The sequence below is a fragment of the Salipiger sp. H15 genome (assembly GCF_040409955.1).
In the GTDB taxonomy this organism is placed as follows: domain Bacteria; phylum Pseudomonadota; class Alphaproteobacteria; order Rhodobacterales; family Rhodobacteraceae; genus Salipiger.
Genome location: NZ_CP123385.1, coordinates 1125470 through 1149449 on the forward strand (window position 1 = coordinate 1125470; position 23980 = coordinate 1149449).

At 68.6% G+C, this 23980-nt stretch carries 17 protein-coding genes; 11 read left to right on the forward strand and 6 right to left on the reverse strand.

Features of this window, described 5'->3' with window-relative positions; genetic code table 11:
• Nucleotides 1-142: 142 nt before the first annotated feature.
• Nucleotides 143-1000 carry a glutathione-dependent disulfide-bond oxidoreductase gene (gene yghU / locus PVT71_RS19595; protein WP_353474132.1) on the forward strand — a complete coding sequence of 286 codons (858 nt, stop codon included), beginning with the start codon at nt 143-145 and terminating at the stop codon, nt 998-1000.
• Nucleotides 1001-1085: 85 nt separating this feature from the next.
• Here the strand turns inward: yghU and hisG are convergent, their stop codons facing one another.
• From hisG to hisS, 3 genes are read right to left on the reverse strand one after another with little or no spacing between them, the layout of a single operon-like run.
• A complete protein-coding gene (gene hisG / locus PVT71_RS19600) occupies nt 1086-1778 on the reverse strand; it encodes an ATP phosphoribosyltransferase (protein WP_353474134.1) in 693 nt (230 codons plus the stop codon).
• Entirely contained in the window at nt 1775-2857 is a 1083-nt protein-coding gene (locus tag PVT71_RS19605; RefSeq protein WP_353474135.1) for an ATP phosphoribosyltransferase regulatory subunit, read from the reverse strand. Before PVT71_RS19605 ends, hisG begins: the two co-directional genes overlap by 4 nt.
• On the reverse strand, nt 2848-4320 hold the full coding sequence (gene hisS, locus PVT71_RS19610) for a histidine--tRNA ligase (protein WP_353474136.1): 1473 nt from the start codon (nt 4318-4320) through the stop codon (nt 2848-2850). The genes PVT71_RS19605 and hisS overlap by 10 nt, the downstream gene beginning before the upstream one ends.
• 230 nt (nt 4321-4550) lie before the next feature.
• Here hisS and PVT71_RS19615 point away from each other — a divergent pair, with 230 nt between their 5' ends.
• From PVT71_RS19615 to glnT, 5 genes are all read left to right on the forward strand, one after another.
• Nucleotides 4551-5189 carry an XRE family transcriptional regulator gene (locus PVT71_RS19615; protein ID WP_353474137.1) on the forward strand — a complete coding sequence of 213 codons (639 nt, stop codon included), beginning with the start codon at nt 4551-4553 and terminating at the stop codon, nt 5187-5189.
• Between the two features lie 142 nt (nt 5190-5331).
• Entirely contained in the window at nt 5332-6219 is an 888-nt protein-coding gene (locus PVT71_RS19620) for a glutamine amidotransferase family protein (RefSeq protein WP_353474138.1), read from the forward strand.
• A gap of 3 nt (nt 6220-6222) precedes the next feature.
• Nucleotides 6223-6906, forward strand: coding sequence for a GXGXG domain-containing protein (locus tag PVT71_RS19625; RefSeq protein WP_353474139.1), 684 nt, complete (start codon nt 6223-6225; stop codon nt 6904-6906).
• Between the two features lie 10 nt (nt 6907-6916).
• Nucleotides 6917-8254 carry an FMN-binding glutamate synthase family protein gene (locus PVT71_RS19630; RefSeq protein WP_353474140.1) on the forward strand — a complete coding sequence of 446 codons (1338 nt, stop codon included), beginning with the start codon at nt 6917-6919 and terminating at the stop codon, nt 8252-8254.
• A gap of 75 nt (nt 8255-8329) precedes the next feature.
• A complete protein-coding gene (gene glnT, locus PVT71_RS19635; protein ID WP_353474141.1) occupies nt 8330-9634 on the forward strand; it encodes a type III glutamate--ammonia ligase in 1305 nt (434 codons plus the stop codon).
• Nucleotides 9635-9647: 13 nt separating this feature from the next.
• Here glnT and PVT71_RS19640 read toward each other — a convergent pair whose 3' ends face one another.
• Genes PVT71_RS19640 through hutG form a run of 3 tightly spaced genes read right to left on the reverse strand, consistent with a single transcriptional unit; the run spans nt 9648 to nt 12661 of the window.
• Nucleotides 9648-10397 carry an IclR family transcriptional regulator gene (locus PVT71_RS19640; RefSeq protein WP_353474142.1) on the reverse strand — a complete coding sequence of 250 codons (750 nt, stop codon included), beginning with the start codon at nt 10395-10397 and terminating at the stop codon, nt 9648-9650.
• Nucleotides 10398-10406: 9 nt separating this feature from the next.
• Nucleotides 10407-11834, reverse strand: coding sequence for a formimidoylglutamate deiminase (locus PVT71_RS19645; RefSeq protein ID WP_353474143.1), 1428 nt, complete (start codon nt 11832-11834; stop codon nt 10407-10409).
• Nucleotides 11831-12661, reverse strand: coding sequence for an N-formylglutamate deformylase (gene hutG / locus PVT71_RS19650; protein ID WP_353474144.1), 831 nt, complete (start codon nt 12659-12661; stop codon nt 11831-11833). The genes PVT71_RS19645 and hutG overlap by 4 nt, the downstream gene beginning before the upstream one ends.
• A 139-nt stretch (nt 12662-12800) precedes the next feature.
• On the opposite strand from hutG, the gene PVT71_RS19655 reads away from it, so the two are divergent.
• The 5 genes from PVT71_RS19655 to PVT71_RS19675 all read left to right on the forward strand — a co-directional run bounded on the left by PVT71_RS19655 (nt 12801) and on the right by PVT71_RS19675 (nt 23946).
• A complete protein-coding gene (locus PVT71_RS19655; RefSeq protein ID WP_353474145.1) occupies nt 12801-13775 on the forward strand; it encodes a TAXI family TRAP transporter solute-binding subunit in 975 nt (324 codons plus the stop codon).
• On the forward strand, nt 13775-14278 hold the full coding sequence (locus PVT71_RS19660) for a DUF1850 domain-containing protein (RefSeq protein WP_353474146.1): 504 nt from the start codon (nt 13775-13777) through the stop codon (nt 14276-14278). Before PVT71_RS19655 ends, PVT71_RS19660 begins: the two co-directional genes overlap by 1 nt.
• Nucleotides 14275-16509: a TRAP transporter permease gene (locus PVT71_RS19665; protein ID WP_353474147.1), complete on the forward strand. Its 2235-nt coding sequence runs from the start codon at nt 14275-14277 to the stop codon at nt 16507-16509. The genes PVT71_RS19660 and PVT71_RS19665 overlap by 4 nt, the downstream gene beginning before the upstream one ends.
• A gap of 393 nt (nt 16510-16902) precedes the next feature.
• A complete protein-coding gene (locus PVT71_RS19670; protein WP_353474148.1) occupies nt 16903-17211 on the forward strand; it encodes a hypothetical protein in 309 nt (102 codons plus the stop codon).
• A 603-nt stretch (nt 17212-17814) separates the two neighbouring features.
• The gene (locus PVT71_RS19675; protein WP_353474149.1) at nt 17815-23946 is read left to right on the forward strand and encodes a hypothetical protein; all 6132 of its coding nucleotides are present in this window, start codon (nt 17815-17817) and stop codon (nt 23944-23946) included.
• Nucleotides 23947-23980 lie beyond the last annotated feature (34 nt).

A 23980-nucleotide genomic window follows, 5' to 3' on the forward strand; every position in this document is an offset into this window, starting at 1 on the left:
GGCGGGGGCGGAGCCCCCTCCCTTTCCTCACACATCCCGCGCGCCTCACACCCCCATGTGCCGCCACGCACAGCCCGCGCTCTGGCCTTTCCGGTTCAAACCGCTACGGTTCGGGCCAATCAGACAATGGAGTCCCTCTCTCATGAACGTCGAATACACCCCTCCCAAGGTCTGGACATGGGACGCCGAGAACGGCGGCCAGTTCGCCTCGATCAACCGCCCCGTCGCCGGCGCGACCCATGACAAGCCGCTGCCGGTCGGCAAGCACCCGTTCCAGCTCTACAGCCTCGCCACGCCGAACGGCCAGAAGGTCGGCGTGATGTTCGAGGAACTGCTCGCCGCGGGGCATAACGCCGAGTACGACGCCTGGCTGATCCGCATCGGCGACGGCGACCAGTTCGGCTCGGGCTTCGTCGAGGTGAACCCCAACTCGAAGATCCCGGCGCTGATGGACCGCTCGGGCGAGAAACCCGTGCGCGTCTTCGAGTCCGGCGCGATCCTGCTGCACCTTGCCGAGAAGTTCGGCGCCTTCCTCGGCAAGCCCGAGGACCGGGCCGAGATGCTGAGCTGGCTGTTCTGGCAGATGGGCAGCGCGCCCTATCTCGGCGGCGGCTTCGGGCATTTCTACGCCTATGCGCCGTCGAAGATGGAATACCCGATCAACCGCTTCGCGATGGAGACCAAGCGCCAGCTCGACGTGCTGAACCGCAACCTCGCGGACCGCAGGTTCATGACCGGCGACGAGTACACCATCGCCGACATCGCGATCTGGTGCTGGTACGGCAACCTCGTGCTCGGGCGCGCCTACAGCGCCGGCGAGTTCCTCGACGTGGAGAGCTACGAGCACGTCCAGCGTTGGGCGAGGGAGATCGACGCGCGCCCGGCGGTGAAGCGCGGCCGCATGGTCAACAAGGCCACCGGCCCGCTGGAAGAGCAGCTGCGCGAACGCCACGACGCCTCGGATTTCGAGCTGCGCACGCAGGACAAGCTGGAAGCCTGAGGGGGGAGGGCAACGTCCTTCGAAGGACGTTGCAAATCTCTTCGAAGAGATTTGGCCCCCGCCGCGGCGGGGGCCTTTTCGTTGATCAGACGCCGAGCATTTCGGAGAGGACGCGCAGCGCCTCGCGGTCGGCCTCGGTCATCTTCGCGGTGCGCGAGCGGAAGAGCGTCGCCTGGCTGCGCAGGACCGGCTCCTCGGCCAGCACCTTGAGGTGGTTGGCGCGCAGCGTCTCGCCGGTCGAGGTGATGTCGGCGATGGCCTCGGCGGTGAGGTTCTTCACCGTGCCCTCGGTCGCGCCCTGGCTGTCGACGAGCTGGTAGTCGGCGACCCCGCCCATCCGCAGGTAATCGCGCACGAGGCGGTGGTACTTGGTGGCGATGCGCATGCGGAAGCCGTGGCGCGCGCGGAAGGCGGCGGCGGCGCCGTCGAGGTCATCGAGCGTGTCGACATCCACCCAGGCGGCGGGCACGGCGACGATGAGGTCCGCCTGCCCGAAGCCGAGCTCGGCCATCTGCTCGACCTTCTGGTCCCACTGCACCAGCTTCTCGCGGATGAGGTCGGTGCCGGTGACGCCGAGATGGATGCGCCCGGCGGCGAGCTCGCGCGGGATTTCCCCGGCCGAGAGCAGCACCAGCGACACGCCCTCGACCCCGTCGACCGCGCCCGCGTATTCGCGGTCGGAGCCGGTGCGCGAGAGCGTCACGCCGCGCGCGCCGAACCAGTCGAAGGTCTTCTCCATCAGGCGGCCCTTGGAGGGCACGCCGAGCTTGATGGTCATCGTGCCACCTCCAGAAGGATGCCCGGCCGGATCACGCCGCCGACGGCGGGGATCTCCTGCCCGCCGCCGAGCCGCCGGGTGAGCGCGTCGTAGCGCCCGCCGGTGGCGATGGGGGGCAGGTCCGGGCGGCTGTCGCAGACGAAGCCGAAGGCGAAGCCGTCGTAATATTCCATCGAGCTGCGGCCGTAGCTGGCTTCGAAGTCGAGCTCTCCGACATCGACGCCAAGCGCGGTGAGCGCCTCGCAGCGGCGCTCGAAGGCCTCGAGCGCGGGCAGCAGCGCGGGCATGTCGACCGCGATGTCATGCAGGTGCTCGAGCGCGAAGGAGCAGGTCTCGCGCACCGCGAGCACGGCGTCGATCAGCTCGACCTGGCCGCGCGGCAGGGCGGGCTCGGCGGCATCGGCACGCAGCGCGGCGATGCGCGCCTCGATCTCGCGCTCGCTGCGCAGGCCGATCACCGGGCCGGCCCTGGACAGCGGGTCGTCCTGCGCCAGCATCGCGGCGCGGGTGGCGGGCACGGCGCTCTTGCCCGAGTAGCGGTCGAGCAGGGCGCGGAAGCGGCGCGGCCGCCAGATATGGCGCAGCAGCGCGTCGCGGCGCTTCTGCGAGGTCTGCAACCCGGCCACGGCGGCGGTCAGGATGCCGATGTCGCCGGTCACCGGGCGCAGCGCATAGGGCTTCAGCACCCCGGCAAAGAGCGCGAAGACCTCGGCGTCGAGCTGCGCCTGGTCGCCGCGGTCAAAGACCTCGTAGCCGACCTGGTAGTATTCCGAGGGGCGCTCGGGATGCTCTTCCTGGCGGCGGAAGACCTCGCCCGCGTAGGTGTAGCGGGCGGGGTCGGCGCCGTGCGACATGTGCATCTCGACCACCGGCACGGTGAAGTCGGGACGCAGCATCATCTCGCCGCGGCTCGGGTCGTGGGTCACGTAGGCGCGGGCGCGGATGTCCTCGCCGTAGAGGTCGAGCAGCGTCTCCGCCGACTGCATGATCGCGCAGTCCAGCGGCTGCGCCCCGGCCTCGGCGAAGATCGCCTTCAGCCGCTCCGCCTCGGCCTTCTCGGCGGCGAAGCTCACGCCCATTGGCTCAGGATCTCGCGCACCTTGGCGACCAGCTGGTCGCGCGGCACCTCGTATTGCGAGGGACGCTCCTTCCACTCCTCGAGGCTGGCGCTCTGCGCCAGCTTGGCGCCGAGGATCAGGTCCTTGATCTGCAGCACGCCGCGCGCCTTCTCGTCGCCGCCCTCGATGACGGCCACGGGGGATTCGCGCTTGTCGGCGTACTTGAGCTGGTTGCCGAAGTTCTTCGGGTTGCCGAGGTAGACCTCGGCGCGGATGCCGGCATTGCGCAGCTCGGTCACCATCGCCTGGTAGTCGGCCATGCGGTCCTTATCCATGACCGTCACCACCACCGGGCCCTGCGCCGTGCCGCCGATGCGGCCCTTGGCGCGCAGCGCGGCGAGCAGCCGGTCGACACCGATCGAGACGCCGGTCGCGGGCACCGACTGACCGGTGAAGCGCTTGACGAGGTCGTCGTAGCGTCCGCCACCCGAGACCGAGCCGAACTGCCGCTTGCGGCCCTTCTCGTCGAGGATCTCGAAGGTCAGCTCGGCCTCGAAGACCGGGCCGGTGTAGTAGCCAAGGCCGCGCACGACCGAGGGGTCGATCTCGATGCGGCTCGAGCCGTAGCCGCCCGCGTCGAGCAGGGTGGCGATTTCCTCGAGTTCCGAGACGCCCTCCTCGCCGATCGCCGAGGCGCCGATCGCGGCGCGCAGGTTGGCGAGCGTCGCGGCGGCATCCGCGCCTTTCGAGGTCAGGAAGGCCAGCACCGGGGCCGCCTGATCGTCCGAGAGGCCCACGCCGTCGATATAGGCGCCCGAGGCGTCGAGACGGCCCTTGCCCAGAAGCTCGCGCACGCCGCTCTCGCCGACCTTGTCGAACTTGTCGATGGTGCGCAGGACCGCCTGCTGCTGCGCGTCATCCGACAGGCCCATGGTCTCGAGCACGCCGTTCAGAACCTTGCGGTTGTTCACCCGCACGAGGTAGTCGCCGCGCGGGATGCCGACCTCTTCCAGCGTGTCCGAGAGCATCGCGCAGATCTCGGCGTCGGCGGCCACGGAAGGCGCGCCCACGGTATCCGCGTCGCACTGGTAGAACTGGCGGAACCGCCCCGGACCGGGCTTCTCGTTGCGCCAGACCGGCCCCATGGCATAGCGCCGGTAGGGGGTCGGCAGATCGTTGCGGTGCTGGGCATAGACCCGCGCCAGCGGCGCGGTCAGGTCGTAGCGCAGCGCCACCCAGCCGTCGTCATGGTCTTCCCAGGCGAACACGCCCTCGTTCGGGCGGTCGACATCCGGGAGGAACTTGCCGAGCGCCTCGACGGTCTCGACGGCCGAGCTTTCCAGCGCCTCGAAGCCGTAGCGATGATAGACCCCGGCGATGGTATGCAGCATATGTGCACGCTCGGACACTTCCGTGCCGAAATAGTCGCGGAACCCCTTGGGCGTTTGCGCCCGGGGGCGGGGGGCTTTCTTTTCCTTGGCCATGGCCTCGCTCCGGCTTTCCAGATTGCGCGCATCCCATAGCCGCTTGACCACAAAGGAGCAAGCAAAGGCCTCGGGTTTGGGGTCGCGGAGCGTCCCGCGGGGGCAAATGTGGCCGGTTGGGCGCGGCGGCGCGGTGCCGCGGAGATCGGTCTTGCCGAGACGGCGGCGCTGTGCGCAGCCTTGCGGGCCATGGGGGAGCCCCCTTGAGACGGCAGGACGAAGGAACACCGATGGCCAAGCGGGACGAGAAGGCGCTGCAGCAGAATCCCCATGCGGTGCGCGAGCTGCGCGAGAAGAACCTCGAGGTGGCGATCGGTCGGCAGGTGCGCGAGCTGCGCAAGCGCCAGCGGATGACCGTGGCCGATCTCGCCACCCAGACCGGCCTGTCGGTGGGGATGCTCTCGAAGATCGAGAACGGCGTCATCTCTCCGTCGCTCACCACCATCTCGACGCTCGCCCATGCGCTGCGCGTGCCGCTGGTGCAGCTCTTCTCGGGCTACGAGGAAGAGCGCGGCTGCATGCACGTGAAGGCGGGCGAGGGGGTGGAGATCGAGCGTGCCGGCACCCGCGCCGGGCACCAGTACCACCTGCTCGGCCATATCGGGTCGAACAACTCGGGCGTGGTGGTCGAGCCCTACATGATCACCCTCGACAGCGAGAGCGACCAGTTCCCGGTCTTCCAGCACGAGGGGATCGAGCTGCTCTACATGCTCGAGGGCGAGATGGGCTATCGACACGGCGACCGGCTCTACCGGATGGAGCCGGGCGACTCGCTGCTTTTCGATTCCGACGCGCCGCACGGGCCAGAGGAGCTGGCGCGCCTGCCGATCCGCTACCTGTCGGTCATCACCTACCCGCAACAGCGCTGATCTGCCCAAATCCCCGGCATTCATTCCCGTGCGGAAGATATTCTTCCCTGTAAGGATGATTTTCTTGGAGGGAATAAAGTTTTCTCGATAGTGATCTGGTGAGAGGGCGCCCGCGCCCGTCCCGGAACCCTATGGAGGACCCATGTGCGGCATCGTTGGCCTGTTCCTGAAAAAGGATGACCTGCGCCCGAGGCTGGGCGACATGCTCACCGACATGCTCATCACCATGACCGATCGCGGCCCCGACAGCGCCGGGATCGCGATCTACGGCGATGCGGCGGGCGGGCTGAAGATCACCGTCCAGTCGGACACGCCGGAGGCGGATTTCGCCGGTCTCGACGCGGCGCTGTCGGACGCGCTCGGCGCAGAGGTGACGATGCGCGTCGCCAGCACCCACGCCGTGCTGACCCTGCCGCTGGAGCAGGAGGCCGAGGCGCTTGCCGTCCTCGAGGCGCGCGGCCTGCGGGTCATGGGCTCGGGCGAGAGCATGGAGATCTACAAGGAAGTCGGCCTGCCCAAGGACGTCGCCGCCCGCTTCGGCATCCGCGCGATGGGCGGCAGCCACGGCATCGGCCACACCCGCATGGCGACCGAAAGCGCGGTGACCACGCTCGGCGCGCATCCGTTCTCGACCGCCGGGGACCAGTGCCTCGTGCACAACGGCTCGCTGTCGAACCACAACGCCATGCGCCGCAAGCTGGCGCGCAAGGGCGTCTTCACCAAGACCGAGAACGACACCGAGGTGGGCGCGGCCTACATCTCGTCGCGCATCGCCGAGGGGGCGACGCTGGGCGAGGCGCTCGAGGGCACGCTGAAGGACCTCGACGGCTTCTTCACCTTCGTCACCGGCACCAAGACCGGCTTCGGCGTCGTGCGCGACCCCGTCGCCTGCAAGCCCGCCGTGATGGCCGAGACCGAGGATTACGTCGCTTTCGCCAGCGAATACCGCGCCTTCGCCGACCTGCCGGGCATCGAGGCCGCCCGTGTCTGGGAGCCCGAGCCCGCCACCGTCTACTTCTGGGAGCGCTGATCCATGCCCGTTCTGGATATGCTGAAAACCGAGCTGCGCGAGGTCAACGCCACGCTGCAGGCCGCCGCGAAGGCCAAGGGCAACGAGGCCTTCACCATCGAGAACCCGCGCGGGGCGCATGCCATGGCGGTCGGGCTCGACGGGCCGCTGCGCGTCACCGTGAAGGGCTCGACCGGCTATTACTGCGCCGGGATGAACCAGCACGCCACGGTGCATGTCGAGGGCTCGGCCGGGCCGGGCGTGGCCGAGAACATGATGTCGGGCGAGGTGATCATCGAGGGCGACGCCAGCCAGTACGCCGGGGCGACCGGCCGGGGCGGGCTGCTCAACATCAAGGGCAACGCCAGCTCGCGCTGCGGCATCTCGATGAAGGGCATCGACATCGTCGTGCATGGCAGCATCGGGCACATGTCGGCCTTCATGGCGCAGCGCGGCAACCTCGTGGTGCTGGGCGACGCCGGGGACGCGCTGGGGGACAGCCTCTACGAGGCGCGGCTCTTCGTGCGCGGATCGGTGAAATCGCTGGGCGCCGACTGCGTCGAGAAGGAGATGCGGCCCGAACATATCGAGATCCTGCGCGGCCTGCTCGCGCGGGCGGGCGCGGAGGCGCGGCCGGAGGAGTTCCGCCGCTACGGCTCGGCCCGCAACCTCTACAATTTCAACATCGACCACGCCGACGCCTACTGAGGAGCGGACCATGGACAAGACACCCCAGCACACGCCCCAGACCGAGCCGCGCCAGTCCTGGACCTTCTCGCGCGAGGTCAACGCCGAGATCCGCCGCGCGGCGGCGACCGGCATCTACGACATCCGCGGCGGCGGGGCGAAGCGCCGCGTGCCGCATTTCGACGACCTGCTGTTTCTCGGCGCCTCGATCAGCCGCTACCCGCTCGAGGGCTACCGCGAGAAATGCGACACCTCGGTGGTGCTCGGCACGCGCTTTGCCAAGAAACCGATCGAGCTGAAGATCCCGATCACCATCGCGGGCATGTCCTTCGGCGCGCTCTCGGGTCCGGCCAAGGAGGCGCTCGGCCGCGGCGCGACGCTGGCCGGCACCTCGACCACCACCGGCGATGGCGGCATGACCGAGGAAGAGCGCGGGCACTCGGAAAAGCTGGTCTACCAGTACCTGCCGAGCCGCTACGGCATGAACCCCGACGACCTGCGCCGCGCCGACGCGATCGAGGTGGTGGTGGGGCAGGGCGCCAAGCCCGGCGGCGGAGGCATGCTGCTCGGCCAGAAGATCACCGAGCGCGTCGCCGGGATGCGCGACCTGCCCGTGGGGATCGACCAGCGCTCGGCCTGCCGTCACCCCGACTGGACCGGGCCGGACGATCTGGAGATCAAGATCCTCGAGCTGCGCGAGATCACCGGCTGGGAAAAGCCGATCTACGTCAAGGTCGGCGGCGCGCGGCCCTACTATGACACTGCGCTGGCGGTGAAGGCCGGGGCCGACGTGGTGGTCCTCGACGGGATGCAGGGCGGCACCGCCGCGACGCAGGACGTGTTCATCGAGAACGTCGGCCTGCCGACGCTGGCCTGCATCCGCCCGGCGGTGCAGGCGCTGCAGGACCTCGGGCTGCACCGCGAGGTGCAGCTGGTGGTCTCGGGCGGCATCCGCAGCGGCGCCGACGTGGCCAAGGCGCTGGCGCTCGGTGCCGACGCGGTGGCCATCGGCACCGCCGCGCTGATCGCGCTGGGCGACAACGACCCCAAGTGGGAGGACGAGTACCGCAAGCTCGGCACCACCGCCGGGGCCTATGACGACTGGCACGAGGGGCGCGACCCGGCGGGCATCACCACGCAGGATCCCGCGCTCATGGCGCGGCTCGACCCGGTCGCCGCGGGCCGCCGCCTGCGCAACTACCTCAACGTGATGACGCTCGAGTGCCAGACCATCGCGCGGGCCTGCGGCAAGAGCCATGTGCACAATCTCGAGCCGGAAGACCTCTGCGCGCTCACTATGGAGGCCGCCGCGATGGCGCAGGTGCCGCTTGCCGGCACAAGCTGGTGGCCGGGCAAGGGCGGGTTCTGACCCGCTGCACCGGAAGCGATGCGGCGAGGGCGGCCAACGCCCCGCCGAGCTCAACAGGGAATGAAAGGGACTGTCATGGCTGACCTGGCCGAATTCGCCCGTGCGCGTGGCGTGAAGTACTTCATGATCTCCTACACCGACCTTTTCGGCGGCCAGCGCGCCAAGCTGGTGCCGGCGCAGGCCATCACGGCCATGCAGGAGGAGGGGGCGGCCTTCGCGGGCTTTGCCACCTGGCTCGACCTCACCCCGGCGCATCCCGACATGCTGGCCGTGCCCGATGCCGAGGCGGCGATCCAGCTGCCGTGGAAGCCCGAGGTGGCCTGGGTACCCTCGAACTGCGTGATGGAGGGCGACGACGTCGAGCAGGCCCCGCGCAACGTGCTGCGCCGCCTCGTGGCCGAGGCGGCCTCGGAAGGGCTGCGGGTGAAGACCGGGATCGAGGCCGAGTTCTTCCTGCTGAGCCCCGAGGGCGAGCAGATCTCGGACCCGTTCGATACCGCCGAGAAGCCGTGCTACGACCAGCAGGCGGTGATGCGCCGCTACGACGTGATCGCCGAGATCTGCAACTACATGCTCGACCTCGGCTGGGGGCCTTACCAGAACGACCACGAAGACGCGAACGGTCAGTTCGAGATGAATTGGGAATATGCCGACGCGCTGGTCACTGCCGACCGCCACAGCTTCTTCAAGTTCATGGTGAAGTCGGTGGCCGAGAAGCACGGGCTGCGCGCCACCTTCATGCCGAAACCGATCGAGGGGCTGACCGGCAACGGCTGCCACGCCCATATCTCGGTCTGGAACAGGGAGGGCACGGTCAACGCCTTTGCCGACCTCGGCAGGGAGCTTGGCCTGTCGGAACAGGGGCGGCATTTCCTCGGCGGCATCATGAAACACGCCGAGGCGCTGGCGGCGATCACCAATCCCACGGTGAACAGCTACAAGCGGATCAACGCGCCGCGCACCACCTCGGGGGCGACATGGGCGCCCAACACCGTCACCTGGACCGGCAACAACCGCACCCACATGGTGCGCGTGCCGGGGCCGGGCCGGTTCGAGCTGCGCCTGCCCGACGGCGCGGTGAACCCCTACCTGTTGCAGGCGGTGATCATCGCGGCGGGCCTCTCGGGGCTCCGATCCAAGGCCGATCCGGGCAAGCGCCACGACATCGACATGTATGCCGAGGGGCACCTCGTGAAGGACGCGCCGCGCCTGCCGCTGAACCTGCTCGACGCGGTGCGCGCCTATGACGCCGATGCCGAGCTGAAGGCGATGATGGGCGAGGGCTTCTCGGCCTCCTACACGCGGATGAAGATGCAGGAATGGACCTCGTTCGTCTCGCATTTCTCCCGCTGGGAGCGCGAGAACACGCTCGACATCTGACCGCGCGGGCGGCTCAGAGCATCTTCGAGACCTCGCGCGCGGCGTCGAGGACCTTGCCGATCAGCGCGGCGTCGGGGCGGAGTTGCTGCTCATGGCCCGAGAGGTTCATCGCCGCGACGTAGCGGCCATGGCGCGAGACCAGCGGCGCGGCGATCGAGAAGGTGCCGGTGGCAAGGTGCGAGCTTTGCGCCACATAGCCGCGTTCGCGGTCGGCCCTCAGCAGCGGCTTCAGCTCGGCCAGCGAGCCGGGCGCGGCGGAGCTCATCCGGCTGAATGCGTAGCCCGCGAAACGGGCGTCGAGATCCGCCTCGGGCAGGTCGCTCAGCAGCACCCTGCCCATGGTGGTCGAAAAGGCCGGCAGGCGCGAGCCCACCGGCACGTTCGAGACCATCGCGCGGTCCGACAGCGCGCGGTAGACGTAGATGATCTCGGTCCCCTCGAGGATCGAGACATGCACGGTAAAGCCGGTCTCGTTGCGCAGCGCGTCCGCCGGCAGGCGGGCAAGGTCGCTGACGTCGAGCGAGGCGAGGTAGCGGTAGCCCAGATCCATCGCGCGCGGGGCGAGCCGGTAGCGGTTCTCGTGCCGGGTGAGGTAGCCCTCGCGCTCCAGCGTCACGACGAAGCGGTAGGCCGCGGAACTCGTCACCGAGATCGCCTCGGCGATCTCGGTGAGGGTCATCTCGGGGCGGCGCAGGTTGAAGCATTCGAGGATGCTGAGGCCGCGCAGCAGCGAGTTGGATCGGTAGTCGGGTTCCTTGGCCATCGCCCCTCCTCAGGCTTTCGTGCCGGTGCCCGGGTTGCGCGCGGCCAGCCGCTCCGAGACGCGGCCCATGGCGGCGGCGTAGTCGGCGAGGATTTGCGCCTCGAGCGGGTGATGCCCGGCGCTGACCACCTTGCGGCCGCGCACCACCACGTCGCCGACATGCAGGCCGCGCCCGGCGAAGACGTGGAAATCGAGGGCCGCCTCGGGCGCGACGGGGGCCATGGCCTCGGGCTCGGGGCTGGTCAGCTCGACGAAGCTGGCCATGCCGCCGACCGCCAGCCCCTGCTCGGGGCGGCCCGCCGCGCGCGCGCCGCCCTGCACCGCGCGGGTCCAGAGGTTGGCGGCGACGCTCGGCTGGTCGGGCGAGGCGAGCACGTTGCGCTGCCGGTCGCGCAGGCGCTGGCTGTACTCCAGCATCTGCAGCTCCTGCGCGGCGGAGGTGGCGATGTTGGAATCCGAGCCGATGCCGAAGACCCCGCCCTCGGCGAGGAAGTCGGTGGCGCGGAAGATGCCGTCGCCGAGGTTGGCCTCGGTCATCGGGCAGAGACCCACCGTGGCGCCGGAGCGGGCGATCTGGCGCACCTCGGCGTCATCGAGATGGGTGGCATGGATCAGGCACCAGCGCTGGTCGACCGGCGCGATGTCGTAGAGCTGCTCGACCGGGCGGCGACCGTTCCAGGCCAGCGCCTCGTTCACCTCGGGGATCTGCTCGGCGACGTGGATGTGCACCGGGCAACCGGGCAGCAGGTCCGCGCGCAGCTCCATCAACCGGGCCATCTCCTCGGACGTGACGGCGCGCAGTGAATGCGGCGCGATGCCGAGCTTGTGCCCGGCCGCGGCGGCGGGGGCCTTCAGCGCCTCGAGCATCGCGGCGTAGCCGTCGAGATCCTGGATGAAGCGCCGCTGCCCGTCGGTGGGGGGCAGGCCGCCGAAGCCGGAATGGGCATAGAAGACCGGCAGGTGGGTGAGCTCGAGCCCGGTCGCCCGCGCCGCCTCGAAGATCGCCAGCGACAGCTCCTCGCGCCGGGCGTAGGGCGTGCCGTCGAGGTCGTTGTGGACGTAGTGGAACTCGGCGATGCCGGTGTAGCCGCCCTTCAGCAGCGACAGGTAGAGCCGCGCGGCGATGGCCTGCATGTCCTCGGGCGACACGGTCAGCGCGAAGAAATACATGATGTCGCGCCAGGACCAGAAGCTGTCGACCGGGTTGCGGCGCACCTCCGAGAGCCCCGCCATGGCGTATTGGAAGGCATGGCTGTGCAGGTCGGTGATCCCCGGCACCACCGGGTTCTCGTAGACCGGCAGGCCCAGCGGGTTGGCGTCTTCGGCGATGGCCGAGATCGTCCCGTCCGCGGCGAACTGCACGGAGAGGTTCCGCTTCCAGCCCTCCGGCGTGAGGGCCTGGCGGAAGTGGGCGCCGGTGAGAAGGGCAGAGGTCATTGATGCGGCTCCAGCTCGGGAATGAAGGATGTCATGGCGGCGACGAGCGCGGCAAGCGCGGTCTTCAGCCGGTCCGCGCGCTCGGGCAGGTAGGTCCAGGGGCTCTCTTCGAGCATGTAGCACTCCTGCGCGATCTCGATCTGCAGCGCGTGCACGTTGCGCGCCGGATCGCCGTAGTGGCGGGTGATGAAGCCGCCCTTGAAGCGCCCGTCGCGCACGGCGCTGAAGCCGCTGCCGCGCAGCGCGGCATAGGCGGCGTCCGAAAGCGCGGGAGCGCAGGCGGCGCCGGAATTGGTGCCGAGGTTGAGATCGGGCAGGCGCCCCTCGAAGAGCCGCGGCACGCGGCTGCGGATCGAGTGCAGGTCGAGCAGCAGGCAATAGCCATGCGCGGCGCGGATGCGCGCGATCTCGGCGGAGAGCGCGGCGTGGTAGGGTTCCCAGTAGGCGGCGATGCGCGCGGCGCGTTCCGCGGCATCCGGCTCGGCGCCGTCGCGGTAGAGCGGGGTGCCGTCGAAGTCGATGGTCGAGATCAGCCCGGTGGTCGCGCCGCTGTAGAGCGGGGTGTCGTCCTTCGGCCGGTTGAGGTCGACCGCGTAGCGCGAGACCCGTGCCGCCAGCAGCGAGGCGCCGGCGGGCAGGATGTCGCGGGCGATGCGGTCCATGTGCCAGTCGGTATCGCGCAGGTCGCGTGCCTCGGACGTGAGCGCCTCCGCAAGGGCGGGGGGCAAAATTTCCCCTGCGTGAGGCACGTTCAGAAGCAGGGGCGAGCTGCCGGATGTCCTGATTAACAAAGCATCTTCAATAGCTTGGTTCGTGTCGTTGGTCATGTCCGCCCCTTTTGCATTTAAAAACGGTTATTGACATGCAAAAACCCAGCGTCAAGAAGCAACTCGCGCAACCCCGCGACAGGCGCGCTTCCGGCGCGTTCAGAATGGGGGCTTCACAACAGTCCATGGAGGATTTCCCATGACCCTTTCCCGGCGCCTTTTCCTTGGCACCTCCGCAGCCGCGCTTGCCGCGGTGACGACCCCGGCCTTCGCCGCGGGCCGCACCTTCTTCGGCATCGCGACCGGCGGCACCGGCGGCACCTACTACCCGCTCGGCGGCATGCTGGCGCAGCTGATCTCGAACACCGCTGAACTGCCGGACACCAAGCTCTCGGCCACCGCCGAGACCGGCAACGCCTCGGTCGCCAACGCGCAGCTGCTGGGCCGCGGCGAGATCGAATCCGCCTTTGCCGCCGCCGACATCCTCGATGCCGCCTTCAAGGGCGTGAACCAGTTCGAGGGCGAGGCGCTCGAGAACCTGCGGGCCATCGGCGCGCTCTACCCCGAGACCGTGCAGCTCGTGGTCCGCGCCGACAGCGGCATCGCGACCTTCGAGGACCTCAAGGGCAAGTCGATCTCGTCGGGTTCGCCGGGTTCGGGCCAGTGGCAGCTGCTGGGCGACCTGCTGACCGCCCATGGCATGACCCGCGAGGACGTGTCCGAGGACTATTCCTCGTTCGCGCAGTCGGTCGACAAGATCAAGGACGGCAACCTCGACGCCTCGCTGATCACCGCCGGCCTGCCGACCTCGTCGGTCACCGACCTTGCCAACGGCCATGATGTCCGCATCGTGCCGCTGAACGGCCCGGCGATCGCCAAGCTGCAGGAAACCCAGCCCTACTATGCCAACGCGCTGATCCCCGCGGGCAGCTACAAGGGCGTGGACGCGGATGTCGAGACGCTGGCCGTGCGCGCCATCTGGGCGACCCACGCGGACGTCTCCGACGACATCATCTACGCGGTGACCAAGGCGCTCTACGAGAACACCGAGACGCTGGGCAACGTGCACCCGATGGGCAAGCAGATCTCGCTCGACAAGGCGCTCGAGTCGGTCTCGATCCCGGTCCACCCCGGTGCCGAGAAGTACTACGCCGAGAAGGGCATCACCCAGTAATGGCGCTGCGCAGTCCTCTGCGCGGCACGGGGAGGGCGGCTCTGGCCGCCCTCCTGCTGCCATGCCTTCCCGCCATGGCCCTGGCCGGGGCTGGGAACGGCTGGCTGTGCCTGACCGAGACCCGCGGCGAGGGGCGCGAGATCGCGCGGCTGCCGCTGGGGCCGGACGGCACCTTCGAGCTGAGTTTCATCCATTCCGTGTCGCGCACCCCGGTGACCGACGCCTACCGCGTCGAGGAGGGCGAGATCGTGCAGACGCGCGAGACCTTCATGGCGCATGGCGCGGGCCTGCCGTCGATCGCGAATGACATGGATGCCACCGGCTGGCGGCACGAGGACGGGCATTTCATCCTCGACATGCGCCGCAAGACCGGACCGATCCCGCTGCGCATCCAGGCGCAGTTCAAGAACACCCTACACGTTGCCGGGACCGATCTGCCGCTGGCGGATCTGGGCCAGTCGGCGCTCACCCTTGCCCCCTGCGACGAGGAGACACCGCTTTGACCCAAGGGATTCCCCCGAAGGACAGCCATGGCCACACCGCGGCCGATGGCGATCACGAATTTACCGCCGACGAAGTCGAGGCGCTGGTCCGCGAATACGATTCCGAGTCGAACTTCCGCAATCTTGCCGGACCGACCGCCATCCTCGTGACCGTGGCCTCGGTCATCCTGTCGCTGTTCCACGTCTACACGGCGGGCTTCGGCCTGCTGAACGAGGTGATGCACCGCACCATCCACCTAAGCTTCGTCATGGGGCTGATCTTCCTCGTCTTCCCGCGCAAGCGCGCGACGCCGACGGGCAAGATCTGGGCGGAGTCGCTGGTCTTCGCCGCCTTCTACCTCTACCTGCTCTACGGCATCACCACGGCGCTGCCGGCAAGCACGTTGAAGACCGTCTTCGTCGGCGTCATGCTGGTGCTGATCGCGCTCACCCTGCCGTTCAACCGCCGCGGCGCGGACCCCGAGAAGGTGGCGCTGCGCGACTGGGTCTTCGCGGCCTTCGGCGCGGGCTTCTCGGCCTACCTGTCGATCTTCTTCAAGCACATCTTCATCGACAACGTCGGCAGCCCGCCCGAGCCGGTCTACATGATGGGCCTCATCGCCATCGTCATGACGCTGGAGGCGACGCGCCGCACTATGGGCCCGACGCTGGCCTGGATCGGCGTCGGCTGCCTGCTCTACGCGCTGGCGGGGCCCTACCTGCCGGGCATCCTCGCGCACCGCGGCTACTCGATCACCCGGATCATCAACCACCTCTTCGTGGGGACCGAGGGCATCTACGGCGTCGCCGTGGGCGTGGTTGCGACCTACGTGTTCCACTTCGTGCTCTTCGGTATCCTCGCGCAGATGAGCGGGCTCGGGCAGCTCTTCATCGACCTCGCGACGATCATCGCGGGGCGCGCCTCGGGCGGTTCGGCCAAGGTCTCGGTGGTCTCGTCGGGCTTCTTCGGGATGATCTCGGGCTCGCCGATCGCCAACACGGTGACCACGGGCGCCTTCACCATCCCGCTGATGAAGAAGTCGGGCTTCTCGGGGCGCTTTGCCGGCGCGGTCGAGGCCTCGGCCTCCTGCGGCGGGCAGATCACCCCGCCGATCATGGGCGCCTCGGCCTTCGTGATGACCGAGATGCTGGGCATCCCCTACAACGAGCTCATCCTCATCGCCATCGTCCCGGCCTGCTTCCACTACATCGCGATCCTGCTGATGGTCCATCTCGAGGCCAAGAAGCTGGGGCTCGAGGGCCTGTCCAAGGACAAGATCCCGCAGTTCCGCGCGGTGCTGGCGCGCTCGTGGCACCTCTTCGTGCCGCTCGGCGTGATGGTCGCGATGCTGCTGATGCAGTACACGCCCTTCCTCGCCGCCTTCTGGGGCATCATCCTGACCATCGTGTTCAGCTACGTGCCGCTGCTGATGCGCGCGCTCGGCAACACCTCGATGGACACCTCGACCGTGCTGACCCCGCCGCGCCTCGTGCGCGGGTTCGAGGACGGCGCCAAGTTCGCGCTGGCGATCGGCGCGGCCTGCGCCTGCGTCGGCTTCCTGCTGGGCATGACCACGCTCACCGGGCTCGGCTTCAAGTTCTCGGCCGCCGTGGTGCAGCTGGCGCATGACGTCGCCACCTTCGTCATCAGCATGGATTTCACCGGGCTGCTGTCGGAAAACGGGCTGGCGCTGTTCTTCGGGCTGATCTTCGTGGCGCTGGCCTGCATCATCATGGGCGCCGGCATCCCGACCACGCCGACCTACATCATCCTCGCCTCGATCGCGGCGCCGGCGCTGATGGAGTTCGACGTGCCGCTCGTCGCCACGCACTTCTTCGTCTTCTACTTCGGCGTCCTCGCCGACGTGACGCCGCCGGTGGCGCTGGCCGCCTACGCGGCGGCGGGGCTGGCGCGGGCGGAGCCGATGACCACGGGCACGACCGCCTTCCGGCTGTCGATGGGCAAGGCGCTGGTGCCGTTCATGTTCATCTACGCGCCGAGCCTGCTCTTCGTGAACTTCACCTGGGTGGAGTTCATCACGGCGCTGATCTCGGGGCTGATGGGCGTGCTGGCGCTGTCGGCGGCCTATATCGGCTGGTTCCGCCGCGACCTCGTGCTGTGGGAGAAGCTGATGCTGACCGCCGCGGGCCTGCTGCTGATCTCGACCCACTGGGGTGCGATCGCGGTGGGGGCACTGGTCGTGCTCGGCATCCTGCTGCGGCCCGCCCCGGCCCGGCGCAGCGCCGCCTGAGGCGCAGCCGCACCGCAATGATCCTGTCGCCCGCCGGAGTGATCCGGCGGGCGATCTTCTTTCCGGGGGTGATGCGCAACTTCCTGCCGAGCGTCGCGGCGGGTCTCGAGGCGGCCGCTCGTTGCGCGACAAGACCCATCGGTGCCTGCTCCGGCGGGGAACCTTTGCGGCCTTCGTTCCGGGAATTGCGGATCCGCGCCGGTTCGGCCCCGGAAATCGCCTCGTCAATCACCGGGAAGTGCCGGTCCGGGCGCAGCAGCTTCGGTCCGAAGATCCCGTCAGGGGAGACCATTCCGAAAAGCCGTTCAATCCCAGATAGTTTACGCAAGGTGAAGTGGCGTGATATGCTGGGCCGTCTTCGAATGAACGCGGAAACCGAAAAGGAAGTCGCTCATGGAAGGTATTGCTGCGCTGATCGTCCAGGCAATTGCGGGCATGGTCGGCGGTGGATTGGCGGGACAGGTGGTCAAGAGCGTCGGCATGGCGATCCTGCCGAAGCTGCTCTCGGGGGCGATCGGCGGCATCGCCGGCGGCTCGGCCATAGGCGCATTGCTCGGCGGAGGCGATCCGGCCGCGGCAACCGACGTGGTCAACGCCGCGGGAGGGCTCGATATCGGCGCGCTGATCGCACAGCTCCTTGGCGGTGCGGCCGGGGGCGGCGTTCTGACCGCGATCGTCGGCCAGTTCCTCGGCAAGAAGTAGGCTCTCCGTATCCTCGGGGCGAGTCCGTCCGCGCGGCGGCGCTAGCGCCGTGCGCGGGCTTTCCAAGCTGTGTCTTCGTCACCGCCGGCGGCGGGTTTCGGGTCGCGTCGCGGCACCCGAAGGCCGCGCGACGCTGCGCTGCGCCGGGTGACCGGCCACCGGTGACCGTTCCGGATCGGCGGCCGCCCGAGATTATTCAGGGCCTTATCCCTCTTATTTGCCCGCGCACCATTTTCGCCTTATTTCCGGGACAAGAGAATCCGCCCTTTCTCCTGATATACGCAGCGCTCGGCGGGAAATGGCCCGCGAGTTATCCGCCTTTCCCGGAATACGTCCTGGGCCTCGAGGTCGCTCCCGCCGGGCGGCCCCGGCATCGCGGCATTCGGCGGGGAGCCGCCCATGCGCCGCCCGTTGTTTTGTTGGGGAACGACAGGGGTTTCCCCGTCATATGCACAGGGATTGCGCAGCTCGACGGAGCGTCTGCCATTCAAATGACCTTGACCGGGGCTGATATGTCGAACAGCCTATAGGTGAATTTCATTTCTGAATTCAGCTCCAGATAAATCGCTCAAACCATTTTGAACTCAGGCTCGGGAGGGTGATATGTCCAGCGATCCCGTTTCCAAGATTGTGCCTTCATTTCCGGCCGCTGTGCCTGTCGGCGCGGGCCTCCGCATCGGCGCGGACGGGCAGGACGTCCCCGAGGGCGTCGACCGCTTCCCAGGCGAGGCTGCGGCGGTGCTGAAGGCGGTGCCGGGCGGCGGCACCGGGCGCGCGGCCCACAGCGTTGAACAGGACGGCACCTTCGATCTGGCCCCTGCCACCGCGCCGGGCAGCGTTCTCGAGGCCGAGGATTTCGAGATCCTCTCGGGGTTCCGGGTGGAACAAGTCGGCGGTGCCTCGGGAGGGGCGGTGCTGCACGACACCGGCACCGGCGCGCCGCGCGCGCAGGTGGTCCTCACCGAGAGCGGGCTCTTCGACATCACCATCGGCTATTTCGACGAGACCGACGGCGTGTCCTTCCTGCAGGTGCTGCTCAACGGCGAGGAGATCGCGGCCTTCGACTGGGACGGCACCGGTGGCAGCGCGCTGGCCGATGGCCGCAGCGCGGCGGAATACGTGATCGAGGCGGTGGAGCTGCGGGCGGGGGATGTGCTCGAGCTTGGCGGTGACGGCGACCGGGGCGAGCCCCTGCGCGTGGACCGCGTCACCCTGAGCCCCCGGCAGGCAGACGTGCCGGGCGATCTCACCACCCCCTACGTGCTCGGCCCGGACGCGCCGCAGGCCAACCGGCTCGAGACCGCGGGCGACCGGGACTGGTTCGCGGCCGACCTGCTGGCGGGACACACCTACATCTTCTCGCTGACCGGCGATCCGGACTCCCCGGACGCGCTCGGCGATCCCTACCTGCGGCTCTACGACGAGGATGGCCAGTGGCTGGCCGAGAATGACGACTGGATCGACCTCAATTCGCTGCTCTTCTACACCCCGCAGCAGGACCAGCGGGTCTATGCTGCCGCCGGGGCCTTCGGGGACTATTACGCCGGCGACTACCTGCTGCGGCTGTACAGCACGGACGGGGCGGACAGCATCCCCGGCTCGGTCGATACCGGGGAGGTGCTGCTGGCGGGCGAAACCGCGGGCAGCCGCATCGACTATCCCACCGACGAGGACTGGTACGCGGTCGACCTGCAGGCGGGCTACACCTACACTTTCTCCCTGACCGGCGATGCGACCTCCGCCGATCCGCTGCTCAACCCGATTGTGCAGCTCTACGATGCCGAGGGCTACTGGCTGGCGGATGCCTGGGACTGGAAGGGCCCCGGCTCGGTGCTGGAATACACGCCCTACGGGGACGAGAGGGTCTATGCCTCGGCTGGTTCCGCCGGGGACGGAGGGACTGGTGACTTCCTGCTGTCCTTCGAAGGCGAGGCCTACAACGACACGATTTCCGGCTGGATCGACACCCAAGAGGTGCTGGTGGCAGGCGAGGCGCAGGCGAGCCGGATCGACTATGGCTACGACGAGGACTGGTACGCGGTCGACCTGCAGGCGGGCTATACCTACACCTTCACGCTGACCGGCGATCCGGCCTCCGCCGACCCGCTGCTCAACCCGCTCATGCAGCTCTACGATGCGGATGGTTACTGGCTGACCGATGCGTGGGGCTGGGAGGGGCCCGGCTCGGTGCTCGAGTACACGCCGTTCTGGGACGAGCGGGTCTATGCCTCGGCCGGTTCGGACTGGGACGGCAGGACCGGGGATTTCCTGCTGACCCTCGCGGCGGAGGAGAACAACGACACCATTCCCGGCTCTGTCGCCACGGCGGAGGTGCTGCAGACCGGCGAGACGCAGGGGAGCCGCATCGACTATGCCTATGACGAGGACTGGTACGCGGTCGACCTGCAGGCGGGCTACACCTACACCTTCACGCTGACCGGCGATCCGGCCTCCTCCGATCCGCTGCTCAACCCGCTCATGCAGCTCTACGATGCCGAGGGCTACTGGCTGACCGACGCCTGGGACTGGGACGGACCGGGCTCGGTGCTCGAGTACACGCCCTTCTGGGACGAGCGCGTCTATGCCTCGGCCGGGTCCGCATGGGACGGCGGGACCGGCGACTTCCTTCTGTCCTTCGAAGGCGAGGCCTACAACGACACGATTCCCGGCTGGATCGACACCGACGAGGTTCTGGTGGAGGGCGAGGCGCAGGCGAGCCGCATCGACTACAGCTACGACGAGGACTGGTTTGCCGTCGATCTGCTGGCGGGCTTCACCTACACCTTCACGCTGACCGGCGACCCGGATTCCTCCGATCCGCTGCTCGATCCCATGCTGCAGCTCTACGATTCCGAGGGCTACTGGCTGACCGATGCCTGGGACTGGACCGGTCCGGGCTCCGTCCTCGAGTACACGCCGGTCGGAGACGCGCTTGTCTATGCCTCGGCCGGGTCCGCGTGGGACGGCAGGACCGGGGACTTCCTGCTTTCTGTCACCGCGGCGGAGAACGGCGACACCATTCCCGGCTCTGTCGCCACCGAGGAAGTGCTGGTGGAAGGCCAGACGCAGGGAAGCCGCATCGACTATGCCTACGACCAGGACTGGTACGCGGTCGACCTTCTGGCTGGCAATACCTACACCTTCACGCTCTCCGGAGATCCGGCGTCCTCCGAGCCGCTGGGAGACCCCATCGTGCTGCTCTACGACGTCGATGGCTATTGGCTGGACGATGCCGCGGACTGGTATGGCTCCGAGTCGGTCCTCGACTTCATGCCGAACTGGGATCAGCGGGTCTATGTCGCCGGGGCCTCGAGGCACGGGACGACAGGGGACTTCCTGCTGTCCTTCTCGGCCGAGGTGAACAACGACACGATTCCCGGCGGGACCGACACCGGCGAGGTGCTGCTGGTCGGCGAGACCGAAGGCAGCCGCATCGACTATGCCTATGACCAGGACTGGTACGCGGTCGATCTGCAGGCGGGCTATATCTATACCTTCACCCTGACCGGCGACGCCGCGTCCTCCGATCCGCTGCTCAACCCCCTGGTGCAGCTCTACGATGCCAACGGCCACTGGCTGAGGGATGCCGGGATCTGGACCGCAGAGGGGGCGATGCTCGAGTACACGCCGGATCAGGATGCGCGGGTCTACGCCTCGGCCGGGTCCGATTGGGACGAAGGGACCGGAGACTTCCTGCTGTCGCTCGCGGCCGAGGTGAACAACGACACCATTCCCGGCTCCATCGCCACCGGCGAGGTGCTGGTGGAGGGCGAGACGCAGGGGAGCCGCATCGACTATGCCTTCGATCAGGACTGGTACGCGGTCGACCTGCAGGCGGGCTACACCTACACCTTCACCCTGACCGGGGACCCGGCCTCCGGCGATCCGCTGCTCAACCCGCTGATGCAGCTCTACGATGCCGAGGGGTTCTGGCTGGCCGAAGCCTGGGACTGGGAGGGGCCGGGCTCGGTGCTCGAATACTCGCCGGGGGCGGAGACGCGGGTCTATGCCTCTGCAGGCGCCGCGTGGGACGAGGGAACCGGAGACTTCCTCGTCTCCTTCGCAGCTGAGCAGAATGGCGACACCATTCCCGGCTCCATCGCCACCGGCGAAGTGCTGGTGGAAGGCGAGACTCAGGGCAGCCGTATCGACTATGCCTATGACGAGGACTGGTTCGCCGTCGATCTGCAGGCGGGCTACACCTATACCTTCACGCTGACCGGCGATCCGGCCTCCGCCGAGCCGCTTGGCGACCCGCTCCTGAAGCTTTTCGACGCGGACGGCTACTGGCTGGGGGATTCCTACGACTGGGCCGGCCCGGGCGCGGTGCTCGAGTACACGCAGGGCGAAGACGTGCGGGTCTATGTCTCGGCCGGGTCCTGGTCGGACGGCGGCGCGGGGGATTTCCTGCTGACGCTCTCGGCAGAGGCGAGCGAGGACGCCATCCCCGACACCGTCGATACCGAAGAGGTCCTGCCAGTGGGCGGCGTTCAGGCCAGCCGGATCGACCATTCCGGCGACCGCGACTGGTTCGCCGCCGACCTGCTGGCCGGGCACACCTACGTGTTCTCGCTGACCGGCGATGCGGCCTCGCCCGACCCGCTCGCCGATCCCTACTTCCGGCTCTACGACGCGGCGGGAGACTGGCTGGGCGAGAACGACGACTGGACCGGCCTCGACTCGCTGCTCTACTTCACCGCGCCGGAGGACCAGCGGGTCTACGCCTCGGCCGGGGCCTACGGCGACTACTACACCGGCGACTACCTGCTCTCGCTGGAGACGCTCGAGGTCGAGGACGCGGTCCCGGGCTCGATCCAGACGCTCGAGGTGCTGCTGGCGGGCGGCGCGCAGGCCAGCCGGATCGACCACGCCGCCGACCAGGACTGGTACGCGGTCGACCTGCAGGCGGGCAACACCTACACCTTCACCCTGACCGGCGATCCGGACTCCGCCGATCCGCTCGGCAACCCGCTCCTGCAGCTCTACGACGGTGACGGTTTCCTGCTGCTGGAGAACGACGACTGGCTCGGGCTCAATTCGCTGATCGAGTATACGCCGGTCGCGGACCTGCGGGTCTACGTGGCCGCCGGCACCTCGGGCGAGGAGGGGACGGGGGACTTCCTGCTGTCGCTCGCGGTGCAGGCGCATGAGGACGGGGTGCCGGACGATACCGGCACGACCGAGGAGCTGGTCCCCGGCGTCGAGCTTGCCGGGCGGATCAACTACGAGGGCGACCGCGACTGGTATGGCGTGCAGCTCGTGGCGGGCACCACCTACGTGTTTGACCTGACGCGGGATTACGCCTCGGCCGAGCCGCTGGTCGATCCCTATTTCCGCCTCTACGACGCCGCCGGCGAGCTGCTTGTCGAAAACGACGACTACGACGGGCTGAACTCGCGGATCTACCTCACCGCGGAGAGCGACGCGCGCGTCTACGCCGCCGCCGGGGCCTTCTCGGACAATGCCACCGGGGACTACATTCTGTCCGTCGCCGACAGCGCGGATCTCGACACGGTGCCCGGCGACGCCAGCACCGCAGAGGACCTGCCGCTGGGGGGCGAGATCGCCGGACGAGTCGATTTCCAGGGCGACGACGACTGGTACCGCGTCCAGCTGGTGGGCGGCACGACCTACCGCATCGACCTGCTTTCGGACGCGGACTCGCCCGATCCGCTCGCCGATCCCACGCTCTATCTCTACGACGCGGAGGGCGGGCTGGTCACCTCGGACGACGACGGCGGCGAGGGGCTGCAGTCGAGCCTTGTCTACACGCCCGTGGCGGACGAGGTGGTCTACGCCTCGGCCCGCGCCTTCGGCGACACGGGCACGGGCGACTACCGGATCTCGGTGGCCGAGGACCTGCCCTCGGTCGCGGTCCTGCTCGAGGACGTGCCGGCCTACGACTGGTACCACGGCTGCTCGCCCACCGCCGCAGCGAGCATCTTCGGCTACTGGGACCTGCAAGGCTATTCCGGCCTGTTCGAGGCCGAGGGCTGGGACGAGATCTCGCTCACCGCCAACGTGCAGGACCAGATCTCGAGCCCGGCCCACAACGCGCGCTACGATCCGACGCCCGACGACACGTCGCAGCCGGTGCCGCCGGACACCTCGATCGCGGATTTCATGGGGACCTCGGTCGATCCGCTGGGCTACGGCGGCAGCTACCTGAGCGGCTTCGACCAGGCCTTCGAGGCCTATGCGAGCCTTGGCGGTTACGAGTTCGTGGCGCAGACCCTCTCCAACTATGCCACCGGCACCCCCGGCGGGCAGCTGTGGGACGCCTATGTCGCCGAGATCGACGCCGGGCGGCCGGTGCCGATGGCGGTGGACAGCAACGGCGACGGCATCGTCGATCACTCGGTCCCCGGCATCGGCTACGAGGACCGCGGCTCCGAGGGCGTCTGGTACGCCGCCTACACGACGTGGAGCGAGAGCGAGACACCGATCTGGCGCGAGTTCCAGCCGGTCACCTACGGCGAGAGCTGGGGCGTCAGCCACCTGACCTTCGTGCAGCCCGCCGACCTCGGCGAGGGCGGCATGTCGGAAGAGGTCGCGGCGGTGCTGGCCCTGGGCTTGCCCGAGGACGATCTCGACGACATCAAGCTGCGCGGGGTCGTCGACATCTCGGAGGCGCTGGCGAGCGACGGCGTGCTCGACCCGGAGGACCTGAAGATCCTCGCGCAGGCGAAGCTGATCGACTTCGCCCCGGTGGTCGACGACCTGCTCTTTGCCTGAGCGCAGCGGTCCCGCGCCCGGCCGGAGCCGGGCG

Coding starts and splice junctions, on each gene's coding strand:
- yghU (WP_353474132.1), top strand. CDS start 143: ATGAACGTCGAATACACCCCTCCCAAGGTCTGGACATGGGACGCCGAG.
- PVT71_RS19675 (WP_353474149.1), top strand. CDS start 17,815: ATGTCCAGCGATCCCGTTTCCAAGATTGTGCCTTCATTTCCGGCCGCT.
- PVT71_RS19625 (WP_353474139.1), top strand. CDS start 6,223: ATGCCCGTTCTGGATATGCTGAAAACCGAGCTGCGCGAGGTCAACGCC.
- PVT71_RS19670 (WP_353474148.1), top strand. CDS start 16,903: ATGGAAGGTATTGCTGCGCTGATCGTCCAGGCAATTGCGGGCATGGTC.
- PVT71_RS19645 (WP_353474143.1), bottom strand. CDS start 11,834: ATGACCTCTGCCCTTCTCACCGGCGCCCACTTCCGCCAGGCCCTCACG.
- PVT71_RS19615 (WP_353474137.1), top strand. CDS start 4,551: ATGGCCAAGCGGGACGAGAAGGCGCTGCAGCAGAATCCCCATGCGGTG.
- PVT71_RS19630 (WP_353474140.1), top strand. CDS start 6,917: ATGGACAAGACACCCCAGCACACGCCCCAGACCGAGCCGCGCCAGTCC.
- PVT71_RS19605 (WP_353474135.1), bottom strand. CDS start 2,857: ATGGGCGTGAGCTTCGCCGCCGAGAAGGCCGAGGCGGAGCGGCTGAAG.
- hisG (WP_353474134.1), bottom strand. CDS start 1,778: ATGACCATCAAGCTCGGCGTGCCCTCCAAGGGCCGCCTGATGGAGAAG.
- PVT71_RS19660 (WP_353474146.1), top strand. CDS start 13,775: ATGGCGCTGCGCAGTCCTCTGCGCGGCACGGGGAGGGCGGCTCTGGCC.
- PVT71_RS19655 (WP_353474145.1), top strand. CDS start 12,801: ATGACCCTTTCCCGGCGCCTTTTCCTTGGCACCTCCGCAGCCGCGCTT.
- PVT71_RS19620 (WP_353474138.1), top strand. CDS start 5,332: ATGTGCGGCATCGTTGGCCTGTTCCTGAAAAAGGATGACCTGCGCCCG.
- hutG (WP_353474144.1), bottom strand. CDS start 12,661: ATGACCAACGACACGAACCAAGCTATTGAAGATGCTTTGTTAATCAGG.
- hisS (WP_353474136.1), bottom strand. CDS start 4,320: ATGGCCAAGGAAAAGAAAGCCCCCCGCCCCCGGGCGCAAACGCCCAAG.
- PVT71_RS19640 (WP_353474142.1), bottom strand. CDS start 10,397: ATGGCCAAGGAACCCGACTACCGATCCAACTCGCTGCTGCGCGGCCTC.
- glnT (WP_353474141.1), top strand. CDS start 8,330: ATGGCTGACCTGGCCGAATTCGCCCGTGCGCGTGGCGTGAAGTACTTC.